19 protein-coding genes and 1 riboswitch are annotated in these 23140 nt (G+C 47.6%); of the genes, 5 read left to right on the top strand and 14 right to left on the bottom strand.

Annotated features, from left to right (window positions below; translation table 11 throughout):
* Entirely contained in the window at window positions 1-792 is a 792-nt protein-coding gene (locus tag M1D67_RS18210) for an SDR family NAD(P)-dependent oxidoreductase (protein WP_224066718.1), read from the top strand.
* Window positions 793-835: 43 nt separating this feature from the next.
* On the opposite strand, the gene M1D67_RS18215 is transcribed toward M1D67_RS18210, so the two are convergent.
* Window positions 836-1531 (bottom strand): MOSC domain-containing protein, encoded by a 696-nt coding sequence (locus tag M1D67_RS18215; RefSeq protein ID WP_479831428.1) that lies wholly within the window; start codon window positions 1529-1531, stop codon window positions 836-838.
* A gap of 190 nt (window positions 1532-1721) precedes the next feature.
* Between M1D67_RS18215 and M1D67_RS18220 the strand changes: the two genes are divergently transcribed.
* A complete protein-coding gene (locus tag M1D67_RS18220; RefSeq protein ID WP_479831429.1) occupies window positions 1722-2630 on the top strand; it encodes a LysR family transcriptional regulator in 909 nt (302 codons plus the stop codon).
* Window positions 2631-2667: 37 nt separating this feature from the next.
* Here the strand turns inward: M1D67_RS18220 and M1D67_RS18225 are convergent, their stop codons facing one another.
* From M1D67_RS18225 to sspJ, 13 genes are all read right to left on the bottom strand, one after another.
* Complete coding sequence (locus M1D67_RS18225; protein ID WP_020452916.1) at window positions 2668-3978, bottom strand: glycoside hydrolase family 28 protein; 1311 nt, start codon at window positions 3976-3978, stop codon at window positions 2668-2670.
* Window positions 3979-3991: 13 nt separating this feature from the next.
* A complete protein-coding gene (locus M1D67_RS18230) occupies window positions 3992-5482 on the bottom strand; it encodes a UxaA family hydrolase (RefSeq protein WP_479831430.1) in 1491 nt (496 codons plus the stop codon).
* Window positions 5482-6945 (bottom strand): tagaturonate reductase, encoded by a 1464-nt coding sequence (locus M1D67_RS18235; protein WP_075212667.1) that lies wholly within the window; start codon window positions 6943-6945, stop codon window positions 5482-5484. The genes M1D67_RS18230 and M1D67_RS18235 overlap by 1 nt, the downstream gene beginning before the upstream one ends.
* A gap of 58 nt (window positions 6946-7003) precedes the next feature.
* Entirely contained in the window at window positions 7004-8002 is a 999-nt protein-coding gene (locus M1D67_RS18240) for a LacI family DNA-binding transcriptional regulator (RefSeq protein ID WP_216919543.1), read from the bottom strand.
* An 80-nt stretch (window positions 8003-8082) separates the two neighbouring features.
* A complete protein-coding gene (locus tag M1D67_RS18245) occupies window positions 8083-9471 on the bottom strand; it encodes a glycoside-pentoside-hexuronide (GPH):cation symporter (protein WP_079289215.1) in 1389 nt (462 codons plus the stop codon).
* 35 nt (window positions 9472-9506) lie between these two features.
* On the bottom strand, window positions 9507-10928 hold the full coding sequence (gene uxaC, locus M1D67_RS18250; protein ID WP_231005599.1) for a glucuronate isomerase: 1422 nt from the start codon (window positions 10926-10928) through the stop codon (window positions 9507-9509).
* 172 nt (window positions 10929-11100) lie between these two features.
* Window positions 11101-12858 (bottom strand): sensor histidine kinase, encoded by a 1758-nt coding sequence (locus tag M1D67_RS18255; RefSeq protein ID WP_216919539.1) that lies wholly within the window; start codon window positions 12856-12858, stop codon window positions 11101-11103.
* Complete coding sequence (locus tag M1D67_RS18260; protein ID WP_020452923.1) at window positions 12855-13583, bottom strand: response regulator transcription factor; 729 nt, start codon at window positions 13581-13583, stop codon at window positions 12855-12857. The genes M1D67_RS18255 and M1D67_RS18260 overlap by 4 nt, the downstream gene beginning before the upstream one ends.
* Before the next feature lie 171 nt (window positions 13584-13754).
* Complete coding sequence (locus tag M1D67_RS18265; protein ID WP_043054605.1) at window positions 13755-14522, bottom strand: ABC transporter ATP-binding protein; 768 nt, start codon at window positions 14520-14522, stop codon at window positions 13755-13757.
* Between the two features lie 63 nt (window positions 14523-14585).
* Complete coding sequence (locus M1D67_RS18270) at window positions 14586-15599, bottom strand: FecCD family ABC transporter permease (protein ID WP_026580101.1); 1014 nt, start codon at window positions 15597-15599, stop codon at window positions 14586-14588.
* Entirely contained in the window at window positions 15599-16663 is a 1065-nt protein-coding gene (locus M1D67_RS18275) for a FecCD family ABC transporter permease (protein ID WP_479831431.1), read from the bottom strand. The genes M1D67_RS18270 and M1D67_RS18275 overlap by 1 nt, the downstream gene beginning before the upstream one ends.
* 156 nt (window positions 16664-16819) lie before the next feature.
* Window positions 16820-18223 (bottom strand): amino acid permease, encoded by a 1404-nt coding sequence (locus M1D67_RS18280; RefSeq protein WP_020452927.1) that lies wholly within the window; start codon window positions 18221-18223, stop codon window positions 16820-16822.
* 114 nt (window positions 18224-18337) lie between these two features.
* A riboswitch (Lysine riboswitch) is annotated at window positions 18338-18514 on the bottom strand.
* Window positions 18515-18673: 159 nt separating this feature from the next.
* Window positions 18674-18814, bottom strand: coding sequence for a small acid-soluble spore protein SspJ (gene sspJ, locus M1D67_RS18285; RefSeq protein ID WP_003185183.1), 141 nt, complete (start codon window positions 18812-18814; stop codon window positions 18674-18676).
* A gap of 239 nt (window positions 18815-19053) precedes the next feature.
* On the opposite strand from sspJ, the gene M1D67_RS18290 reads away from it, so the two are divergent.
* From M1D67_RS18290 to M1D67_RS18300, 3 genes are all read left to right on the top strand, one after another.
* The gene (locus tag M1D67_RS18290; protein WP_023856262.1) at window positions 19054-19524 is read left to right on the top strand and encodes a metal-dependent hydrolase; all 471 of its coding nucleotides are present in this window, start codon (window positions 19054-19056) and stop codon (window positions 19522-19524) included.
* 99 nt (window positions 19525-19623) lie between these two features.
* Complete coding sequence (locus M1D67_RS18295; protein ID WP_101561478.1) at window positions 19624-21483, top strand: LTA synthase family protein; 1860 nt, start codon at window positions 19624-19626, stop codon at window positions 21481-21483.
* 199 nt (window positions 21484-21682) lie between these two features.
* The gene (locus M1D67_RS18300) at window positions 21683-23134 is read left to right on the top strand and encodes an MDR family MFS transporter (protein WP_023856264.1); all 1452 of its coding nucleotides are present in this window, start codon (window positions 21683-21685) and stop codon (window positions 23132-23134) included.
* Window positions 23135-23140: the final 6 nt, after the last annotated feature.

Raw genomic sequence — 23140 nt, forward strand, 5'->3', positions numbered from 1 at the left:
ATGGATTTACAGCTGAAAGACAAACTCGTACTCGTGACAGGTTCTACTGCAGGTATTGGAAAAGCAACGGCGGAAGCCTTCTTGGCGGAAGGGGCCGAAGTCATCGTGAACGGACGGACAGAAGAAAAAGTCCAGTCAGTCGTTGAGGAACTTTCCCGGCACGGAAACGTTCACGGCATTGCCGCTGATTTATCCGCTCCTGAAGAAAGCATGGCATTGGTCGAAAAAACCGCTAAAATCGGGGAGCTTGATGTCCTCGTCAATAATATGGGCTTCTTTGAAGTGAAGGATTTCACAGAGGTGACAGACGAAGAGTGGCTCAAATATTTTGAAGTAAACGTTTTAAGCGCAGTCAGGCTTTGCCGCGCGTTTCTGCCGGCCATGCTGAAGCGTAATAAGGGAAGGATTCTCAATTTGGCAAGCGAAGCCGGCATCAAACCGCTTCCGCAGATGATCCCTTATTCAATGACGAAAACCGCTCTGATCAGTTTATCAAGAGGTTTGGCTGAAATGACGAAAGGGACAAATGTGACGGTCAACTCCGTCCTTCCGGGACCTACCTGGACGGAAGGCGTCGCCAATTATATGGAGGGTGCCGCAGCTCAGGAGAAAACCGATTTAGACACTTTTGTCAAAGACTATTTCAAAGTGAATGAGCCGACTTCTTTGATTCAGCGCTATGCAAAACCGGAAGAAGTGGCGAGTACGATCGTCTATCTCGCTTCCGAAAGAGCTGCGGCCATCAACGGTTCCGCTCAAAGAGTGGAAGGCGGAATTATCCGCTCCATTTAACAGAAATCCTCTGCCGATCGGCAGAGGATTTTTTCCTTTTGGGTTAAGATCTCTTCTCCAGACCTCCCGTCAGCCTTTCGCGGTCATCCGGCTCAAAACCGTTAAGCCGCTTTAAACATGATGCCCGCCAATTTGCCGACAGTTCCTCCACCTCGAGAAGTTTTTTGATGCCCTCAATATTGTTCTTTTCATGATGCTTGATGCGATTTGCGTAAGAAATCGTGATGCCTTTAGGGTGGCGTGAGATTCGTTTCAGACCACGATCCTTACAGACGAACCCTTCGTTCAGCACGCGAAAGTAAAAACCCGTCAATCCGGTGTCCTGTACCTTCAGTATCATATCGGGCATACCGTACCTTACGGTTAGTTTATAGCAAGGCTGCCTTGGCTGGCTCACCTGTACAACAGCTTCACCCAGCTGAAAGATATCGCCGATATGAACGTCATCCTCCAGCAGACCCTTGATCGTTAAATTTTCGCCAAATGCTCCGTATTCCAGCTTTCTTTGCAGTTCCTTTTCCCAAAAGAGATAATGTTCATACGGATAGACACACACTGCTTTTTCCGCGCCACCATGATGAACGAGATCCCCCTGCCCGTCCCCCGCAAAATTAGTAGATGACAGGAAGATAGGGCCGCTTGCCGGCTTCTTGTATATTCCGGTAGACACAGCTTTATTTTGAAACTGAATTGCCTCTGGCTTCCCTACATTGATCGAAAGGATATCGGCATATTCCATTCATATCACCTCTTACATTCAAATGTCCTGCAGACGGCAGCGGCCGAACAGCAACGCTGCACATCTCTTTTGAGATTTAAGTATAATCGACCTCTTATCATAAAACCATTCAATCGTTATTATAAAAACAATAGGTTAAACCTATCGTTGAGTTTCGTCTGTTTTTTATAATGGAGAGGAGGAAAAAGCATTGGAGCTAAAGCAATTGGAATATTTCATGGCATTGTGCCGGGAGCTTCATTTTACCCGTGCCGCCGAAAAACTGAATATCGCTCAGCCCTCGCTGAGCCAGCAAATCCGTTTGCTTGAACATGAAATCGGAACGCCTTTGTTTAACCGTTCAGGCAAACGCACCGTAATGACGGAAGCGGGAAAGATTCTGCTTCAGCACTGTTACAATATCTTTCATGAACTGTCACAGGCGCAAGACGCAATCAGCGAGCTCCAAGGTTTAAAGAGGGGAACGCTAAAAATCGGGGCGCTGTTGACCGTGGTTAATTATTTGCTTCCCCGGACCGTGATCGAATTTCACCGCAGCTACCCCAATATTGAATTGTCTGTTTTAGGGCTGAGAACCGGAGATATTTACGAGCGGCTGCTGCAAAATGAGCTCGACTTGGGCATTGTAGCCCAGCGGGTGGAACACAGTGATCTGGAAACCGTTCCATTCCTTACCCAGCAGCTCGCCCTCGCAGTGCCTATTGACAATCCGGTTGCAAAACGGCAGTTTGTCACGCTTGACGTGTTAAGGGAGATTCCATCCATTTTGCTGCCTGAGACGTATTTTTTGCGGCAGCTGATCAACGAAAAGTGCCGCACGTTTGGATTCGAACCTCGGCCAGTCATGGAAATGACAACGATGGAATCGATCATGAACATGGTTGGTAAAGGCATTGGCGCCACCATTTTGCCGAAAGGCTATCTCGATGATATTGGAAATAAATCCATTCAGACGATTCCGATTCAAATGCCGGATTTGACGACGGAAATCAGCATCGTTTACCGTAAAAACAAGCATATGTGCGCTGCAAGCCGGGTGTTTATTGAACTGCTGATTTCCTCGGTCAAAAACGAAACCGCTGATGCGCCGCCGCGTTAAAAGAAAGATCCTCTGCATGTCTGCAGAGGATCTCTGTTTAGACTTCGTGTGAATCATAGCGTTTTCCGTTAATATACAGATTCGAAAAAACAGGGTCTTTCACATGTTTCAGTTCCATCGGAATATCGACGCCGTCGATCTCGGAATCAGTCACTTTCAGACCGGTGACTGGAGAATGATCGTACGCCAGCACCCTGATCCCGTATTGTCCGCCCATGCTTTTCAGCTGCTCAACATCAATGTTGCGGACGACGGGCTTGAAATCTCCGGCGTCCCCTTCTTCATATTCCATATCGATGGCGATCACTTCGCGCTTCAAGCTTTTGACCGTATTTTTGTGAAAGTAGATGTTTTCAAGAACACCGCCGCGCACCGAATTCGTTTTAATGCGGAGGGCTCTGTCCAAGTTCGGGCTGTCCATGAGGTTTCCCTCGGCGATGACATTCTTCACGCCGCCGGAAATTTCGCTTCCGATCGTGACCCCTCCATGCCCGTCTTTCATTTCGTTATGTTCAATGACAATGTTCTCCGATGGCATGTTGATCCTTCGGCCGTCGGCGTTTCTTCCCGATTTGACGGCGATGCAGTCATCTCCATTATCAAAATGGCAGCCCTTGATCACCACGTTTTTGCACGATTCCGGGTTGACTCCGTCGGTATTCGGACCGTGTCCGATGACCTTGATTCCGTCCACTGTCACATTCTCGCAAAGCACGGGATGAACTTGCCACATCGGCGAATTCAGCACGGTGACACCTTGAATCAAAATATCTTTGCAGCGATACGGCTGAATGAAGTTCGGCCGCAAATAATGCCCTTTTCCAAACTGCCGCTCAGTGACCGGGACACCGCGCTCAGCCATTTCAAACAAAGCATTTCGGTCTTTTTCCTGTGAAGACTGGCCGTTCGTTCCCCTTTTCCACGGCCACCAATGCTCGTCATCACCTTGGCCGTCAAGCGTGCCCTTTCCGGTTATTGCAATATTTTCGGCTTCGTAAGCATAGATGAGCGGTGAATAATTATAGAGCTCGACGCCTTCGAACCTCGTCAGCACAACGGGGAGATAATCTTCCGGGTTCTGACTGAATTTGATCACCGCTCCTTGTGCAAGATGAAGCTCCACATTGCTTTTCAGTCTGAGTGCACCGGAAAGAAACACGCCTTCAGGAACTGCTACTCTTCCACCGCCTGCTTTGTGGGCTTGATCAATCGCCTTCTGTATCGCTCCCGTCGCATCCTTTTTTCCGCTTCCGTCAGCCCCAAACGCTGTAACATCAAATGATCGATCAGGAAATACCGGAACCTTCAGCGTCTTTAGAATCTCGTCTTTTATTTTCTGCATACTCACGTTACCGCCCCCTTTACAATGTAACGCCTGTTTTAAATATCGCAAGCTCCCTGAAATCGTTTATCTCATTGTTCAGCTGCCTGCCGCCCGCGACTTCGATCAAATATGCTGTCAACTCTTTCAAAACGTCATCTTCTGACCGGTTTTCGAGCACCCTTCCCGCATTAAAATCGATCCAGTGGCGCTTCGCCTCATAAATCGCTGTATTTGTCGAAATTTTCATCGTCGGCACAAAGGTGCCAAAAGGCGTGCCCCGCCCTGTCGTAAATAAAACGATTTGACACCCTGCAGCGGCCAGTGCGGATGAAGCAACAAGGTCATTTCCCGGAGCGCTCAGCAGGTTCAACCCGTTCTTTTTCAAAACGTCCCCGTATTCCAGAACATCCGTCACCTTTGAAGTGCCGGCTTTTTGCGTACAGCCGAGCGACTTATCCTCTAATGTCGTAATGCCGCCTGCTTTGTTGCCCGGAGACGGGTTTTCATAGACGGGCTGCCTGTGATCGATAAAGTACTGTTTAAAATCGTTGATTAAGCGGACGATTTTATGAAACACTTCCTCATTTTCAGCCCGCTCCATCAAAAGCGTTTCCGCTCCAAACATTTCAGGCACTTCTGTCAAAACCGCCGTTCCCCCTTGGGCGATCAGAAAATCGGAGAGCCGGCCGAGCAGCGGATTCGCGGTAATGCCGGAAAATCCATCAGATCCGCCGCACTTCAAACCGATCTTCAGTTCAGAAATCGGAACATCTTCACGCCGGTCACCTTTTGCATGCTCATAAATTTCTTTTAACAGTTTGACGCCTTCCGTGACTTCGTCTGATACTTCTTGAGAAAGCAGGAACTTGACCCGGCTGTGATCATAATCGCCGAGCGCTTCGCGGAATTCATGGATGCTGTTGTTTTCACAGCCAAGTCCCAGCACAAGGACACCGCCTGCATTCGGGTGTTTGACGGCATTCGCCAAAATCGTTCTCGTGTTGATATGATCATCGCCAAGCTGTGAACAGCCGTACTGATGCTTTAATACGTGAACGCTTTCAAAAGGGACGATAGAGCCGACCTCAGCTTTAAATTCTTTGATGATCAGCTCTGCAATGCCATTTACACAGCCGACAGTCGGTACGATCCATAGCTCGTTTCTGATTCCCGTTTTTCCGTCTTTTCGTTTAAAGCCTTTAAATGTGAGCGGTTCTTTTTGATAGCGGTTTTCCGTAAATTTCGGCTTGTAGCTGTATTCTTCGACACCGCCCAAATTCGTTTTCACATTTTTTGTATGCACCCACTCCCCCGTCTGAATCATGTCAGTGGCGTGCCCGATCGGAAAGCCGTATTTGATGACGTCTTCATTTTCAGCGATGTCTTTTAAAGCAAACTTATGGCCTTTCAAAATCGTTTCCTTGATCACGATGGTCCGTTCTCCTGCAGTGACCGTTTCACCGGTTTGCAATTCTCTTAACGCAATGCCGACATTATCTTGAGAATTGATCATCAAGCAGTCTTTCATCACATGTCCCCCAGCTCAGCCATTTGGCTGTTCATCATTTTTTTCAGCGCCTTCCTCATTCCCGTTTGTTTCATGTCCCTTAAATATTCAGCCGTCTTGTCCGTCAACCCGGAAATGTCGTTCAGGTTTTGCCCCCATACTTTTTCAAACCCGAGAACATGGAACGCGATGTTTGAAACGTCTGTCTCTTCTGTCCAGAGCCGTTTGAGAAAAGCCAGCACCTCATCGTCGTCAGACAGCGGAATGGCCTCATCTTCCCGTTTTCCTTGGTAAAAATAAATTAAAGCGCTTAAAGCAAATACGGTTCGAGCCGGAAGTTTGCCAGTTCGTTCCGCATATTCCATTAAGACGGGCAAATTTCTGACTTTGAATTTTGCAAAGGAATTTAAGGAAATATCGATCAGCTTGTGACGGATAAACGGGTTTTTAAAGCGGTCGAGAATCTCTTCCACATAGGCGTCAAGCTCACTGCCGGGCATATCGATCGTCTCAAGCACTTCACGCTGAATCAGCTCTTTCACAAATGATCCGATAAGTTCGTCTTCAGCCGCTTCACGAACCGTCTCAAGGCCTGCCAAATAAGCGATCGGCGTCATCGCGGTATGGGCGCCGTTTAAGATTCTCACTTTTCTCACCCGGTACGGCGTCACATCTTTGACAAACTCGACATTCAGACCGGCCTCATGAAGCGGAAGCTCGTCTGGAAGCCATTTCGGCCCTTCAATCACGAACAAATGATACGGCTCCGCCGTCACCATCAGAGAATCGCGATAGCCGGCCGCATCTTCAAGCCGGTGTGCATTTTCTTGCGGGAATCCCGGTACGATCCTGTCTACAAGCGTATTGCAAAACACATTTGACTCCTCAAGCCAATCGATGAACCCCTGTTCAAGCGCCCATTCGTTCGTATAGCGCAGCACAATCTCTTTCAGTTTTTTCCCGTTATCTTCAAGCAGCTCACACGGGAGGATCACCAGGCCTTTTTCCCTGCTTCCCTGAAAAGTCAGGTAGCGTCTGTATAACAGCGCAGTCAGCTTCCCCGGATAGCTCTTCTGCGGACGGTCGGACAGCCGGTCTTCCTCGATATAAATGATGCCGGCCTCTGTCGTATTTGAAAAGACAAAGCGCAAATCCGGCAGATCGGCCAGCTTCATAAATTCATCATAGTGTTCATAGCTGCTGACGACTCTGCTGATTGTTGTAATGACAGCAGAATCGCGAACCTCCCGTCCTTCCCTGAAGCCTTCAAGATAAAGCGTGTAAAGCCCATCCTGTTCTTGAAAGGCCGTTACTGAGCCGCGGCGCGGAGGCACAACAACGGCGCTGCCGTTAAAATCGGTTTCTTCATTCAATCTATGAATCTGCCAGTCAATAAACCCCCTCATAAAGTTACCTTCCCCGATTTGCAAAATCCGTTCGGGACGGCTCGGCTTAGACCTTATCCGTTTGGACAGCCTCTCCATTTCAATTCCCTCCTCATTTTTGCACACGTTCACATTTTACAGCGCATCAAAAATGATGCTATAGATGCTTAACTGAATTGCGAATGATCAGCTCCGTGCCGATGAGCGTCTGCCTGCCTTCTGCCTGCGGATTTTCGATCAGTGACAACAGGCTTTCCGCACCAAGCATGCTGATTTTTTCCGTCGGTTTTTTTACCGTCGTTAATGACGGTGTCGTATACGCCGAAAATCCGCTATCGTCAAAGCCGATGATCGACATATCGTCAGGACAGCGTTTCCCGTTTGCATAAAGGGCGTTCATCGCGCCGATCGCCATATCATCATTGGCGCAAAACAGGGCTGTCGGAGGGTTCTTCAGCTTCAGCAGCGTTTCAGCCGCACGAAAGCCGCTTTGCATCGTATAATCACCTTGAACGAGGTATTCGCCGGGCATGTCAAGATTTGAGTCGCGAAGCGCTCGAAGAAAGCCTCCTTTTCTTTCTTGAGACGATTTAAAACTTTCTTTCCCCTGCACCATGGCGATCCGTCTGTGGCCGTTTTTGATCAAGTATGAAGCAGCGAGGAAAGCGCCCTCGTGTTCATTCGCCAAAATATTGACGACGGAGTGCCCTTCGATTTTTCTGTTCAGCACGACGACCGGAATATTCTGTTTGAGGACATGCTCAATAAAAGCCTGATCCTGTTCACTTTGGCTGATTAAAATCATGCCGTCATAGCGGTTGTGGTGAATGGATGACAAATCATGATAATCGTCAATCCCCCTGACAACCATATTATAGTTTTCATCGATCACCTTGTTGACGCCGCGCAGGATGTCTGCAAAGAAACTTGAAGACGTCCCGTCTGTCAGGCTTGTTAAAAACAGACCGATCGTAAAAGACTTTTGCGTAACAAGGCTTTTCGCATTAAAATTCGGTTTATAATTCATTTCGGCTGCGATGTCGAGTATTTTCTTTTTCGTGTTCTCTTTTATCAGCGGACTATTGTTCAGCGCTCTGGATACTGTGGTGTGCGATACATTCGCCAGCCTGGCGATATCTTTAATCGTTACTGACATTGTTTTTTTACCCGCCTTTTCTTGCTGTTGTTACCATCAGTTTACCATATCAAAAGCGCTTTTTAGAAAATGAAATTCCGCTATGGTCTCGCTTCGATTTCCGCGATCATTTCGGCATGCTTCTGATCTGTCAGACGGTACAGGTAGCCGAGAACGAGAATGGCTGCCGTCAGCGCCGCTGCAGGATACAAAAGGAGTATCGCTTTAATGCCGAGCAGCGTCCCCGCTTTTTGGGTCGCATTCGGCACATAGCCGATAATGCTGAGACCGATCCCCGACAGGAAGCCGGAGAGCGACTGAGCCAGCTTTCTCGAAAAGTTAAACAGCGAGTATACCGTTCCTTCTTTCCGTTCCCCTGTTCTCCACTCGCCATAATCGATCGCGTCTGATACAAATGCCCAGGTGATACCGTTCGGAATGCTGATGCCGATAAAGGCGATGCTGGCGAGAATCGTAAAAACAAAGACATTGCCCGGTACGAAAAAATTGATCAGATCCGCACAGACGGAAACCGCGAGCCCCAAAATAGCGGTATGCTTTTTCCCGAACAGCTTCACGAGCTTCGGCAGCATGATGACGCCGATAAAGGATGAGCCGATGATGATAAAGTTCATGTAGGCCATCAGTTCGGCGTTGCCGAGGTTATACTGTGCGAAATAAATCAGCATCGCAGATTTAAGGTTATAGGCTGAAATCGTAAAAATGGTCATGAATATAAGCGTAAGGAGCGGTTTATTCGTAAAAAACGTCTTTGATATTGCTTTGAATGTCACTTTTTCCTGTTTGTACTTCTCATCTTTTACGACAATCCGTTCCTGGCAGTTTCTATAGCAAATGTAGAAAAACAACACACCGAGAAAAGACATCAGCCCCATGACGACCGGATAGGCAACCGCAGGGTTGTCAAACCTGACGATCATCGGAATGACAACAATGCTCGTCACAAACAGGGCGCCCAGCGAGCCGGCCTGTCGAAAGGAAGCAAGCGAAGTCCGCTCCACCGAATTTTGCGTCATGGCCGCCCCGAGCGAGCCGTAAGGGATGTTGACAAAGGAATAGCCGAGGCCCCAAAGCATGTATGACGCATAAGCGTATATGAGTTTGCCCGTCGGTGACAGATTCGGCGAGATGAAGGTCAATATCGTCAAAATCGCGAGCACAAAGCTTCCGTATAGCAAATACGGCCTGAATTTGCCTTTCGGCCCGATATTCTTCCTGTAGTCGATCGATGTTCCCACAATCGGATCGACAAAAGCGGCAAAAAGTTTGCTCACAAGAAAAATGCCTCCGGCCGCTGCCGCCGGAATACCGGCAACATCCGTAAAAAACTTCAAAAGATAGAGCTGTCCAAGGTCAAACATAAATCCGTTCCCAAAATCTCCAAAACCGTAAGAAACCTTTTCTTTTAAACTTAATTTCTCTTGAGTAGCGGCGACTGTTTCGGTTTGTTTGTTCGTCGATATTTCCATGAAAAAGCAGCTCCTCTGCTAGCCATTTTGTGACTCTAAGCTTTCAAACGATCTTTCACTTCAAACTGGAAATAGTGTTTTGCATTTTCGTAGCAGATCCCTTTGACGATCCGTCCCAGAAGCTCGATATCATCCGGCGCTTCTCCTTTTTCACCCCATGTGCCGATGACATCGCAGAGCAGGCGCCTGAAATATTCATGTCTTGTGTAGGAAAGAAAGCTGCGCGAATCAGTCAGCATACCGATAAAACGGCTTAATAGTCCGATGTTGGCGAGCGATTTCATTTGTTCGAGCATGCCGTCTTTCGTATCGTTGAACCACCAGGCGGTGCCATGCTGGATTTTCCCCGGTATCCGGCCGTCCTGGAAGCTTCCGCAAAGGCTTGAAATCACGACGTTGTCTCGCGGATTTAAAGAATACAAGATCGTTTTTGGCAGCGCGTCTTTTCGGTCAAGAGAATCAAGAAAGCTGCACAAAGGCTTTGCGATGTCCTGATCATTAATCGCATCATATCCCGTATCAGGCCCGAGCTTCCGGTACATTTTGCTGCTGTTGTTTCGGAGGGCGTTAATATGAAGCTGCATCGCCCAGCCCTTCTCCGCATAGCATGTTCCCAAATAGTGCAGGGTAAAGGATTTAAATTTGCACTCTTCCTCAGGCGAGGCGGCTTCTCCGTTCATCACCTTTGCAAAAATCGGACGCACTTCGCTTTCATCTGTTTCCGTGTACATCATTTGATTGATGGCATGATCCGATATCCGTCCGCCTAGTTCATGGAAAAAGTCAATTCTGTTTTTAAGCGCTTTCAAAAAATCGTCATAATTTCCTATCTTCATAGCGCTTGCTGCTTCAAGCTTGCTCACCCAGGCGGCAAAGCCTTCTTGATTGATTTCCAGCGCCTTGTCTGGCCTAAATCCGGGTAAAACGCTTACATAAAAGTCTTCATCTTTCAGCTTCATATGATATTCAAGACTGTCTGCCGGATCATCTGTCGTGACAACCGTTTCAACGTTTGATTTTTCAATCAAGTCTCTGGCGCCGAACCCTTCTCCGGTCAACTGTTCGTTCACCCGCTCCCAAATATGCGGCGCGCTCTTTTCATCAAGCCGTTCATCGATGCCGAAAAACCTTCTCAGTTCCAAATGGGTCCAATGATAAAGCGGGTTTCCGATCGTCATCGGAACCGTTCTTGCCCAGGCGCTGAATTTCTCTTCGTCTGACGCATCTCCTGTAATAAACTCTTCGGATATTCCATTGGCCCGCATGGCTCTCCACTTGTAATGATCCCCGTACAGCCACACTTCGGTCAGGTTTTTAAACGTTTTGTTTTCGTAAATTTCCTTTGGGCTCAAGTGGCAGTGGTAGTCGATGATCGGCATCCCTTTAGCATACTGGTGGTACAACACTTTCGACGTTTCATTCGTTAAAAGAAAATCGTCATTCAAAAACGGCTTCATAAAATCCCCACCTTTCTTTATTTAAATGTTAACGTGAACATTTCTTTTTGCAATACAATGTGAACGTTAACATTTAATCTTATTTTATACGAACCTCGCCTTCTTTTCCATTATTTTCTCAACATAAAAGAAGCCTAAAGGCAATAACCTTTGGCTTCTTCTTTTTCATACCTTATTTGGCGGCTTTAGGGTTTTTCTTAAATTCCATCGTAATTTCCGTCCCGCGGCCTGTCCGGCTGTCAACGGCGATGCAGCCGTCGTGAAGGTGGACAAGTTCCAAAGAAATCGCAAGGCCGAGACCGCTTCCTTCTGTCGCATCTTTTGTATGCGTTCCTCTATAGTATCGGTTAAATAAATTTGAGACGGTTTCCGAGTCCATGCCTCTTCCGTTGTCTTGAATTTTAAGAATAATATATTGCTTGGTTTCTTCAAGGATCACCTTGATGTCAGTGCCTTTTTTGTTATGCTTGACGGCGTTGGCGAGAAGGTTTTCCAAGACTCTTCTGAACCAGCCTCTGTCTATCGCAAACTCGGTATCTTCTTGCGTATATTCAAAAGAAACGTTGTACCCCTCCGAAAACGAATGGCGCTTAAACTCTTCAACGAAGCTTTTCAAAAACGGCACAAGCCTTACTGTCTGGCGTTTAATCGGCAAGGCGTCGTTTTTCAGCCTGTACGTCAAGTTCAGGTCTTCGATGAGCTGTGACATGTAGTCCGATTTTTCTTTCATTGCCTGGCCGATTTCACGGATTTCTTCTTTTGACCACTCATAGTTTGGAGACTCCAGCATCATGCTGTAGCCGTAAATCGTGCTGAGCGGCGTTTTTAAATCATGGGAGAGCCCCGCGATCCATTCCTCCCGAGTCGTTTGGATTTTCTTGCGGCTTTGTTCGTCTTTTTTCAGCGTTTCCGTCAGCTGCTCCATCGATTCAAACACTTCTGTGAACAACCGGTACGGCTGTTTTCGCTTCCCTTTTTTGTTCCGGCTTTGCGGGCGGCCTTTCCGATTTCTCGGCTCTTCAAATCGCCCTTTTGAAAGGTTGACGATCCATTTAATCGTATGGATGATCGGCATGCCGAATCTAAAAGAATACCAAATCGTCATGGAAGACATCAATACGATCAGAACGCCGATCACGAGCAGAACGATTTTTAAAGCGAGCCCGATCATCGTCCTGTTGAACTCATGATCCGGATTATAAATCGGGTTCGGGGTAGCGGCGATCAGCCATTCTGTCGCGCTTAAACGCCTGTATGAAAACTCGTGCTCGTAGTTCCATGGCTTCGATCCGTATTTTAAAAGTTCCAGCTCAGTGATGCCCTGGCTGTAATCTATGTCCTGATAGAGCGAGTTCAACATTTTCCCTTTTTCGCTGAACAGATAAACCGATCCTTTGTTTTTCTTAATGAAATCAAGCGTGCTTTTTTTATAGGAAGAAAGGTCCGCCATATCCTTCTCTTCCTTTTCCAAATAGGACAGGATCGTATCGCTTTTCGACTCCCATCCGAATAGAATCACGTAGTCTTCACCATTGAAATTGGCAGACCAGAAGTTGACTTGATATTTTTTGATTCTTTTTTTGTCAAAGACTGATACGAGGTCTTCCCTGTGGTACTCCCTCTGAATTTCCGAAGGAAGGCGGTAGGAATAAACGGTTTTCTCCTTACCGTCTAATATTTGAAGCCAGCCTCCCTGTTTGTCGATAGCCGATTTCAAGATATCTTCAATCTGCCAATTGTTATTGTCATCCACACTGACCCAGCTTTCAAACGTGTCTGATGTGGCTTTTGCCAAGCCTGTATCCGCTTCGCTCTCGCTTAACCGGAGAGCGAAAAAGATGAAGGATAACAGCAGAGTGGCGAGGACAAGACCGAGAATCAGGAAAATCTGGCTGACAAAATGGAGAACGAGCTTTCCTCTCAGCTTCATCCTTCGCTCTCTTTTCTTGCAGGATTGGGAACGAACTTATAGCCAAGACCGCGAATCGTGACGATATATTCGGGGCTGCTCGGGTCTTTTTCGATTTTCTCCCTCAGTTTTCTGATATGTACCATAACGGTGTTGCTGTCTCCGTAAGATGGAACGCCCCACACTTTTTCATAAATTTGGTCCTTGGAAAGCACTCTGTTCGGATGATCGCAAAAATATTGCAGAAGCTGGAGAAGCTGTGCGGAGCAGCTGACCGTTTCTCCGTCCACGATCAGCTCCGCAAAATCGGGATGAAATGTAAACCGTTCATATTCGTAGGCTGAAGATACCGAAGCAGCTGCGACTTCTTTATGTATATACGTTCTTTTTAAATGCGCTTTAATCCTGGCAATTAACTCCAGAGGATTAAAAGGTTTTGTAATATAATCATCGGCTCCGTAGGCAAAACCTGACAGTTTATCGAGGTCCGATGTCTTCGCCGTTAAAAAGAAGATCGGGGCGTTGGTGTGCCGTCTGATTTCAGGGGATACATCAAATCCTGTCTGTCCCGGCATCATGACATCGAGAAGTATTAAGTGCACGGTATCCTTTTTCACGATGTCGAGCGCTTCTTCTGCGCTGCTCGCGGTCAGCACTTCTGAAAATCCTTCCTTCGTGAGGACGCGCTTGACCATTTGAACAATGGCGTCTTCGTCATCCACAATCAAAATTGTCGCATTTTCCAAAATCCTTCTTTCCTTTCTGTCTTTATCATGTTTTGATATCCTCATCTTACCATCTATTATATCTTTATCGGCACCCGTTTTCTGATTTTAAAGTAAAAATAAACTTTTTTAGAAATGATTTTTTACTTTACGAAATCATGGAATAAAAAAACAGACATCGTCTGATGTCTGTCAGCCGGTTGCCAGCCTCTGATCCTCTTCTTTTTTCAATAGATCATAAGTCAGGCACACCGGTTTTCCTGTGCGCGGGTCTAAAATAATTTCCGCATCAATCTGAAACACTTTTTTCAATACCTCTGATGTCATGACTTCATGTGGAGCGCCCTCTTTGACAATTGCACCGGAGTTCAGCGCCACCATGTGATGGGCAAAGCGGGCGGCATGGTTGAGGTCGTGAATGACCATCAAAATCGTTCGGCCTTCTTCTTTGTTGAGCTTTTCCAGCAGTTGCAGAATTTCAAGCTGGTGCGCCAAGTCCAAATAGGTTGTCGGTTCGTCGAGCAGCAAGAGCTCCGTTTCCTGGGCAAGAGCCATCGCAATCCAGACGCGCTGGCGCTGTCCCCCGGAAAGGGCTTCGATCGGCCGGTCATAAAAAGGCAGCATTCCTGTCACTTCGAGAGACCATTCAACCATGCGGCGGTCATCGGCCGAGAGCCTGCCCATTCCCTTTTGATGAGGAAAACGGCCGTAAGAAACGAGCTCATATACGGTCAGACCGCCTGGCGCCTCAGGGGTCTGCGGAAGAATCGCCATCTGTTTGGCTATATCTTTCGTCGACATTTGGTGGATCGCTTTGCCGTTTAAATAAACGGCGCCCGTTCTAGAACGCTGTATGCGTGCCATCGTTTTTAATATGGTTGACTTGCCGCACCCGTTCGGACCGATCATGGTCGTCACTTTTCCTTTTGGTATGTGGAGGTTTAAGCTTTCGACTATCATCTGTTCTCCGTAGCCGATTCCCAGGTTGTTTGTTGAAAGAGACACCTTGCACCCTTCCCTTCTTTAATTTGTTTTCATGAGCAAATAGATAAAGTACGGCGCGCCTAAAGCGGCAATGACTAACCCTACGGGAATTTCCGAAGGCGCCAGTATCATCCTTCCGATTAAATCCGCTAGCAAAAAGAGCAATGCTCCGGTCAACGCGGAAGCCGGGATTAAAAGCTGATGCTTCGGCCCGACAAGCCTTCTGGCAATATGCGGAGCCACAAGACCGAGAAACGTAATATTCCCTCCAGCCGCTACACACGCGCCGCTCAGCGCGGCTGCCGACAGAAGCAGTATGCGCCGCTCCTTTTCAACTGCCGTTCCAAGCCCTGTTGCGAGCTGATCACCGAGATTCAGCACGTTTAAATAGCGCGCTTTGTAGAGAATAAAAGGAAGCAGCACGACAATCCAGGGCAGCACGGCCGAGACAAAGCTCCAGTTTGAACTCCATATATTTCCTGACAGCCAAACAGCCGCCTGCATAAAGTCATTCGGGTCCATTTTCAGCTGCAGCATTAAGATGGCCGCCGAAAACGCCGCATTCACTCCGATGCCGACCAGAACGAGGCGAATGGGATTCAAGCCTTTTTTCCACGCCAGCAAATAGATGGAAACGACTGCAAAGCAGGCTCCCAAAAATGCAAAAATCGGCAGGGAAAAAACGAATCCTTTTTGCAGATTTCCAACATCCCCCTGAAAATAAAAGATGAACAGCACAACGGCAAAACCTGCTCCCGTATTGATGCCCAATATCCCCGGATCGGCCAGGTCATTCCGCGATATCCCCTGCCAGACGGCTCCGGAGACAGCAACTCCCGCACCGATCAGCATGGCGAGGACCATGCGCGGCAAACGGAATTCAAATAATACAAGTTCATCCTGCGGCGTTCCGAAACCGAACAGTGTTTTCAATGTATCAAGCGGGGCGATGCGGATTTCTCCCATGTTCATGCTTAGTAAAAACACGGCGACCGTCAGCACGGCCATGACGAGCATCACCGCAGCCGCCCGTCTGCTGTTTTTCTTGAGCATTACAGTCCACTCCTTTCCCTGCGGGCCAGATAGAGAAAGAATGGTACGCCGACAAGCGCCGTGACTGCTCCGACAGGTGTTTCGAACGGCGGATTGACCAGCCTTGCCGCAATATCCGCATAGATCAGCAGGACGGCGCCAAGCACCGCTGAGCATGGAATGATCCAGCGGTAATCAACCCCGACCAGAAAGCGGGTAATATGCGGAATGATCAATCCGATAAAACCGATTGCCCCGGCAACGGACACAGCGGCACCCGTCAGCAGAACAACCGACACGATTCCGATCGCTTTCACCGTCTTCGTATATTGCCCGAGCCCTTTCGCCAGCTCCTCTCCCAAACTTAGAACCGTAATGGAACGGGCGATGACAAAAACGACGGCCAAACCGAGCGCTGCCGACGGAACCAACAACTGAATGCTGAGCCATTTCGTGCCAGCGACACCTCCGGCATACCAAAAACTGACGTCGCGCGCCACATCAAAATGGATCGCAATGCTCGTAGAAAGAGCGCTCAGAAACGTGCCGACAGCCGTACCGGCCAAAGCCAGCTTTACAGGCGTAAGACCGCCTTTTGAAAACATTCCGATCGCAAAAACGAGTCCCGCTCCGAGACCCGCGCCGGCAAACGACCAGATCATCAGCCCGACCGATGAGGTTCCCGGAAAAAAAGCAAACGCGACAGCAATTGCGAAAGCTGACCCGTGCGTGACGCTCATAATTTCCGGCGATGCGAGAGGGTTTCTCGTCATCCCCTGCATCACGGCTCCGGAAACCGCCAAGCAGGCGCCCACAAGAGCCGCACTTACCGTCCTTGGCAGTCTGAGTTCCTGAATAATTTGATGGGCCGTATTTTTCGCATCAAAATGAAAAATGGCGTCCCAAACCGTTCCAAGCTTTATATCAGCCGCACCGAGCGCAATCGATAATGCGGCGCCAAACAGCAGTAGCATGATTCCGCCGGCCAGGACAAAAACAGCTCCGAGCGGACGGCTGATCGGTTTCTGTTCTCCATCAGGGCCATCCGCGCTGTTGATACGATGTATGTTTTTGTAAGAGCTCACTCGATGCCATTCCTTTCGATCTTTTTAACCGATAACGATTATCATTTTCATTTTATAGTATAACAGGCCTAAGCGGAAATTTTAATCAAAAATTTCGGCGGGAATCAAAAAGCCAGCCGATCTTCTGCTAAAAGACCCGGCTGGCAAAGAACTTTATCACACTTGATTATTTTTGAACTTTTTGTAGACGAACGGGTAGATCGCAAGACCGACGAAAAACAGCCCGATTCCCAAGATAAAGGTGGTTAAGTCAGACGTACCTGAAACGATGACCCATAAAGAATACACCAGAGCAGCCAAAGCGATGATGCCGTCCCCTGTTCTTGAACCTTTCAGTTCGCCGTATGTCTCCCCTTTGAGGATGAGCTTCAAGCTGAAAACAGCCGCCACAAGATAAGGCACAAGGTAAGCGAGCGTCGCCGACGTTGTTAAAAACGTAAAGGCCTCGCTGATCGTTCCCGAAACCGTTGAGAAAATAAAGATCTGCGACATCACGTTTGTGACGATCAATGAATTAACCGGGCTTCCCTTTTTGTTCGTTTTCGCAAAGAAAGCAGGAAAATCACCGGCCTTTGCCGCCTGATACGGAACCTCTGCGCCGATTAAAATCCAGCCGAGCATCGATCCGAACAAAGAAACGATTGCCAAGACCGCCATAATTACGCTGCCAAAGCTGCCGATGATCACGTGCAGCACATCAACGAACGGTTTATCCGATGCTTGGAGCTGATCGTGCGGGATGACGCCCATCGTTATTAAAGTAATGACCATATAAATGCCGAGCGCAATTAACAGTCCGGTAATCGTCGCGCGTTTGACATCGCGCTGGGATGATGCGCGCCCTGATAAGATTACCGCAGACTCGATGCCGACAAACGCCCACAGCGTTGAAATCGCCGCATTGTGAACCTGTCCGCCCAGCCCAATACTTTTGCCTTCTGATTCGATTGGAAAATAAAATGATTCGAATAAAGCCGTCTGAAAAACGAACAAACCTGCAACAATAAACAGGACAAACCCAAGCACTTTTGAAAAAGTTGCTAAAAAGTTCAGTTTGCCCGCTCCATTTATGCTGGAGACTAAGATGAAATGCGTCCCCCATAACAAAATTGTACATACGATAAATGTCAAGAGCTGGCCGAGTGTAACGGGGTGGCCGCCGAGTTCAATCAGCTCGCGTCCGTCAGTTAAGATCGGCAGGAAAGTCGTCAAATAGCCTGCAAGGCTTGTAATGATGGCCACGTTGCTGATCCAGCTTGCCACCCAATACCCCCATACCATTGTAAAACCTGCCGCATTCCCTTTTTTAGGGTCTGAGAATAAAGCTCTTGCATAGCTTTGCGGACCTGCTTTAAGATCCGGGCGGCGAATCGATAAATGACCGAATACAAGGGCGATCATCAGCACCCCCGCACCCGTCACCAGCCATGCCGCCGTTACGCCGAACGGGCTTGCCGTCTGGGCGAGTGTGCTGGGGAGCATAAAAATCCCTGAGCCGACCATATTGCCGACAACAAAAGCGGTAAGAAGCCAGAAGCCCCATTTTTTTGTCTGTTCCATAAGATATAACCTCCGAGCATTTTATAAAAAATATGCCGGACCAGACCGTGAGATCATTCAAAATAAAAAAAGCATGAACAAAAGTCCATGCTTTGGTTAAACATACACTCTTGATCTCCGGATAGCCCTCCGCGGGGAAACCCGCGGCAGTCCTGCACTTATTCAATGCAGACCCAGCATAAAGAATGAATGGCTTCCTTATGCTTCGGCGCTGATGCCTTTTGCATATGATCATCGGCCCCATCAGCCTCACACATGCGACTCATCATCCGCGCAACCTCTACCTCACTAAGAGTTAAGAGTGAGGATTTATCACATATTCTGAAAAGAGGTTACCAGAGAAATTTTAATCTGTCAAAGGGAAGTGATGGAAAAACGGACAGCCGCGCCAAAAGGCCGCCTGTTTCGGCAGCCTTCTGCAGAATGGAAGACGGCGCTTCCATCTGTCATTTATCGGTTGTTTTTCTTTTTGTTGACCGCCTCTTGCAAAGGGTCTCCTTTCAGCGCTTGTCCTGCATCTTCAAGCGCCCCCCGAACGGCGTTTTGGTCCTTTTCCTTATTTCCTCTATCTTTATTGAAGAAAATACCCAAATGAATCACCTCTTTAAAAATGTGGTACAATTTTAATTTGGCTTATCACTTTAAAATTATGCAGAACCTTGAATGTGTTTTTTAACTGAAAACACCATATTCTAGATGTAAACATGCTGATTGCCTCAGGAAAATGCGTTTTTTGCCTGACAAGTTGCCACCATCTGTCTTGAAGGCCGCCAGAACTCTTGATATAGTTTTCATTAGGAAATTGTTATAGGTCTTAAAGGAGAAGCGATATGACAGGAAAAACACACATCATGGGAGGGGTCGCTTCTTGCACGGCTGCTGCTTATTTTTACGGATATGATCCAGTGTTCATGACAGCTTCGGGCGTTATCGGAGCATTGATTCCGGATATTTGCCATACAAAGAGCAAGATCGGCAGAAGGCTACCGATTTTATCAGCAGTGGTCAGTTCTGTCTTCGGGCACAGGACGTTTACACACAGCCTGCTCTTTTTGCTCATCACGGCATTTGCGGCACATTTATATTTTACAGATCAGAGCATTTTTGTCGGATTGATGGCCGGAATGGCGAGCCATCTGCTCCTTGATGCCGGGACTGTAAACGGCATCAAACTTTTCTTTCCGTCCGCCATTAAGGTTCGGCTGCCCCTTTATATTAAAACCGGCGGGAAGGCGGAACAAGGCGTTCTGACTGTGCTCACCGTTGTTTCGTGCTATTTTATTGCGAACTTGATCGCCTGACGAAAGGGACGGTTTGACCGATTGCTGTATTATGCTTTGTTCAGTCGTTTTATCTTGGTGTTGTTTACCTGCGGGGATTATATGTGAGGAGCTATTTATATGAAAGAACAATTTTTTAAAAAGCAGTGGTTTTTATGCCTATCCATATTTTTTATGTGGATGAAAACGTACTTCATCTACAAGCTGGGCTTTAATTTACAAATCGACAACGCACTTCAGGAATTGATCCTGTTTATCAACCCGCTTAGCTTTCTCATCCCTGTACTCGGCATCAGCCTCTTTTTTCGCGAAAAAACGCAGCGCCTCTATTTAATCGGGGCTAATGTCGTCCTGACGGGCATCTTGATTGCAAACAGTATTTTCTATGGTTTCTACATCGATTTCATCACTGTTCCCGTCCTGTTCCAGGCAAAAAATCTCGGGGGGCTTGGGAGCAGTTTTCAGGAGCTGTTCAATCCGGTTTTCATCGCGCTTTTTCTGGATTTGGCTCTTTTGGTCTGGCTGGCAAAAACGCGCACAAGAACCGGCAAAAAGCTTTCCGCTAAATCCGTTAAGATCTACTACGCGGCAGCTGCCGGCACGGTACTGTTTAATCTCGCCCTGTCGGAGCTGGATCAGCCGAAGTTTTTAAGCTACTCCTACGACAGGGAAGTGCTTGTAAAAAACATCGGCTTATATCAGTTTCATCTGTTGGACGGCATTTCACAGACTTTTAATTTGACACAAAAAGCGGTCGCTGATGAAAACAGCCTGGCAACGATCGAGAACTACACAAACGCTGACTACAGCAAACCGAACCAAGATATGTTCGGGATTGCCGAAGGACGAAACGTCATCTTTGTAACGCTTGAATCCACTCAGACATTTGTCATTAATGAAAAGGTGAACGGCCAGGAAATCACACCGTTCTTAAACAAATTCATTCAAAAAAGCTATTATTTCGACCATTTTTATCAGCAGACCGAACAGGGAAAAACGTCCGATTCGGAATTCATTGTCGCCAATTCGCTCTATCCGTCTCTGAGCGGTTCGGTGTTTTTTACGAAGAGCGAAAATGCGTACAATTCGATGTATAAAACACTGGCAAACCACGATTACAGAACATCGGTTTTCCACGCCAACCATAAAAAATTCTGGAACAGGGACGTCATGTACAAAGCCCTTGGCATCGACAGCTTTTATGACGTCTCCCATTTTCATGTGACACCTGAAAATTCAACGGGCTGGGGGCTGAAGGATAAGGAGTTTTTAACGCAATCGGCCGACTTGATGAAAGACTTGACGCAGCCCTTTTACAGCAACCTGATCACATTGACGAACCACTTTCCGTTCCAAATTGATGATAAGGATAAGCTGATCGATGAATACGACTCGGACAGTGAGATTTTAAACCGGTATGTCACGACGGTACGCTATGAAGACGAATCATTGAAGCATTTCATTGCAAAATTGAAGAAAAACGGCCTTTACGACAATTCCGTGATCGTCTTCATGGGAGATCACTACGGCATATCAGAAGCGCACAACGATGCGCTGGCTCAATTTTTGGGCAAAGACGAAATCACCCCTTACGATACCGTTCAGCTGCAGCGTGTGCCGCTGATTATCCACATTCCGGGGGTAACGGATCAAGACCCGAAAACGATATCTGAAACAGGCGGCCAAATTGATGTCAAACCGACATTGCTCCATTTGCTCGGAATTGATACAAAAGGCATGATTCAATTCGGTAATGACCTGTTTTCGAACGAAAGAATGCCTTTCGCTGTGTTAAGAAACGGCAGCTTTATAACAGATGATTATATCTACACGAAAAATACGTGCTACAGCAAAAAAACCGGGGACATGATCAACGACAGTGAGGACAAATGCGGTCCGCTCATAGAGAAGGCGAATCAAGAGCTTTCCCTTTCCGATAAGATTATTAACGGTGATTTGCTGAGATTTTATAAAAAATAATCCGTCCCCTTTAAGCCGGATTCCCCCGGCTTAAAGGGGCTGTTTAAATTGAGGGACAGCTGGGTATTATATACCGAATGTTAAAAATGAACTTGCGGTTTTGCAGTTCCTTCGTTACCCTAAATAAAAAGAGAAGTTATTTCGAGTACCGATTATTTCATAAAGTGTTATAAAAAATGATAAATAAGAAGGTTTTAATATGAGTGAAACACAGCATAAGACAAATCAATTGCCGATTGTTGCCGTCTTGATTATGGGGACTTTTATCGCCATTTTGAATCAGACGCTATTGACGACGGCTTTGCCTCCGATCATGAGGGACTTAAACATTACGCCGGGGCTTGCCCAATGGCTGACGACCGTTTTTATGCTCGTGAATGGGATCATGATTCCAGTTACGGCTTTTTTAATTGAAAAATTCACGACGAGAAAGCTGTTCATGGCGGCAATGTCTTTATTTACGGCTGGGACTCTGATCTGCGCCTTGTCATTCAGCTTTCCGGCGCTGATTGCAGGACGCGTCGTCCAGGCGGCCGGCGCGGGCATTATGATGCCATTGATGCAGACGGTGCTTTTATTGATTTTCCCAAAAGAAAAGCGTGGATCAGCGATGGGAATGGTCGGGCTTGTGATTGCCTTCGCTCCCGCTGTCGGACCGACCCTGTCAGGCTGGATCGTCGACCGCTACCCTTGGGAAGTATTGTTTTATCTGTTGCTTCCGTTTGCCGTTATCGACATGATTGCCGCACACTTTATTTTAAAAAATGTCACCGAACAGACGTCACCTAAGATGGATGTTACTTCCATCATCTTGTCTTCACTTGGCTTCGGCGGCATTTTGTACGCCTTCAGCAGCGCCGGTGTTGCGGGCTGGACGGGTGCGGACGTGCTGGCTGGCTTCGCGGTCGGCAGCGTTACGCTGTTTTGGTTCATTTGGAGGCAGCTCCATTTGGAAGAACCGATTTTGGAATTCAGGGTATTTAAATATCCGATGTTTACACTTGCGACGATTATCGGGATGGTAGTCTTTATGTCGATGATCGGAGCGGCGACGATCGTGCCGATGTATATGCAGGATATGCGCCATTTCACGGCGATGGAATCGGGAATGATGCTGTTTCCGGGAGCTGTCGTGATGGGGCTGATGTCTCCGATTACCGGAAGAATTTTTGACAAAATCGGCGCGCGGATCTTGAGCATCACCGGTTTGACGGCGATCTTCGTGACCACATTGCTCTTGACCCATCTGACAAAGACGACGCCTTTTGCGTATTTGTCTGTCGTCTATGCGATTCGGATGGTCGGCATGGGGATGGTGCTCATGCCTGTTACAACAGCCGGCTTGAACCAGCTCCCGCGCCATTTGATTCCTCACGGAACGGCCATGAACAATACGATGAGACAGATGTCCGGATCGATCGGGACGGCTGTTCTCATCACCATCATGACACAGCGTGCACTGGCCGATCCTGCCGGTCCGTCTTCGGATACAGCGATGATTCACGGCGTCAATCTGGCGTTTATGACCGCGGCCGCATTGTCGGGAATCGGATTGGTTCTCTCATTCTTTATTAAGCAGCACCGCCGCGGACGGCTCGACGGCAGCAGAAGGAAACAAGCGAAAGGCCGCTTGGCCATTCATGAAAAATAATAAATC

This window comes from Bacillus sp. PK6-025, from assembly GCF_056530265.1.

What these genes read in the sequence shown, in the direction of transcription:
- M1D67_RS18230 (WP_479831430.1), bottom strand. Translation starts at nt 5,482, where the DNA reads ATGAAAGACTGCTTGATGATCAATTCTCAAGATAATGTCGGCATTGCG.
- M1D67_RS18265 (WP_043054605.1), bottom strand. Translation starts at nt 14,522, where the DNA reads ATGATAGTCGAAAGCTTAAACCTCCACATACCAAAAGGAAAAGTGACG.
- M1D67_RS18270 (WP_026580101.1), bottom strand. Translation starts at nt 15,599, where the DNA reads ATGCTCAAGAAAAACAGCAGACGGGCGGCTGCGGTGATGCTCGTCATG.
- M1D67_RS18245 (WP_079289215.1), bottom strand. Translation starts at nt 9,471, where the DNA reads ATGGAAATATCGACGAACAAACAAACCGAAACAGTCGCCGCTACTCAA.
- M1D67_RS18240 (WP_216919543.1), bottom strand. Translation starts at nt 8,002, where the DNA reads ATGTCAGTAACGATTAAAGATATCGCCAGGCTGGCGAATGTATCGCAC.
- M1D67_RS18210 (WP_224066718.1), top strand. Translation starts at nt 1, where the DNA reads ATGGATTTACAGCTGAAAGACAAACTCGTACTCGTGACAGGTTCTACT.
- M1D67_RS18300 (WP_023856264.1), top strand. Translation starts at nt 21,683, where the DNA reads ATGAGTGAAACACAGCATAAGACAAATCAATTGCCGATTGTTGCCGTC.
- M1D67_RS18295 (WP_101561478.1), top strand. Translation starts at nt 19,624, where the DNA reads ATGAAAGAACAATTTTTTAAAAAGCAGTGGTTTTTATGCCTATCCATA.
- M1D67_RS18290 (WP_023856262.1), top strand. Translation starts at nt 19,054, where the DNA reads ATGACAGGAAAAACACACATCATGGGAGGGGTCGCTTCTTGCACGGCT.
- M1D67_RS18255 (WP_216919539.1), bottom strand. Translation starts at nt 12,858, where the DNA reads ATGAAGCTGAGAGGAAAGCTCGTTCTCCATTTTGTCAGCCAGATTTTC.
- M1D67_RS18280 (WP_020452927.1), bottom strand. Translation starts at nt 18,223, where the DNA reads ATGGAACAGACAAAAAAATGGGGCTTCTGGCTTCTTACCGCTTTTGTT.
- M1D67_RS18215 (WP_479831428.1), bottom strand. Translation starts at nt 1,531, where the DNA reads ATGGAATATGCCGATATCCTTTCGATCAATGTAGGGAAGCCAGAGGCA.
- M1D67_RS18235 (WP_075212667.1), bottom strand. Translation starts at nt 6,945, where the DNA reads ATGGAGAGGCTGTCCAAACGGATAAGGTCTAAGCCGAGCCGTCCCGAA.
- uxaC (WP_231005599.1), bottom strand. Translation starts at nt 10,928, where the DNA reads ATGAAGCCGTTTTTGAATGACGATTTTCTTTTAACGAATGAAACGTCG.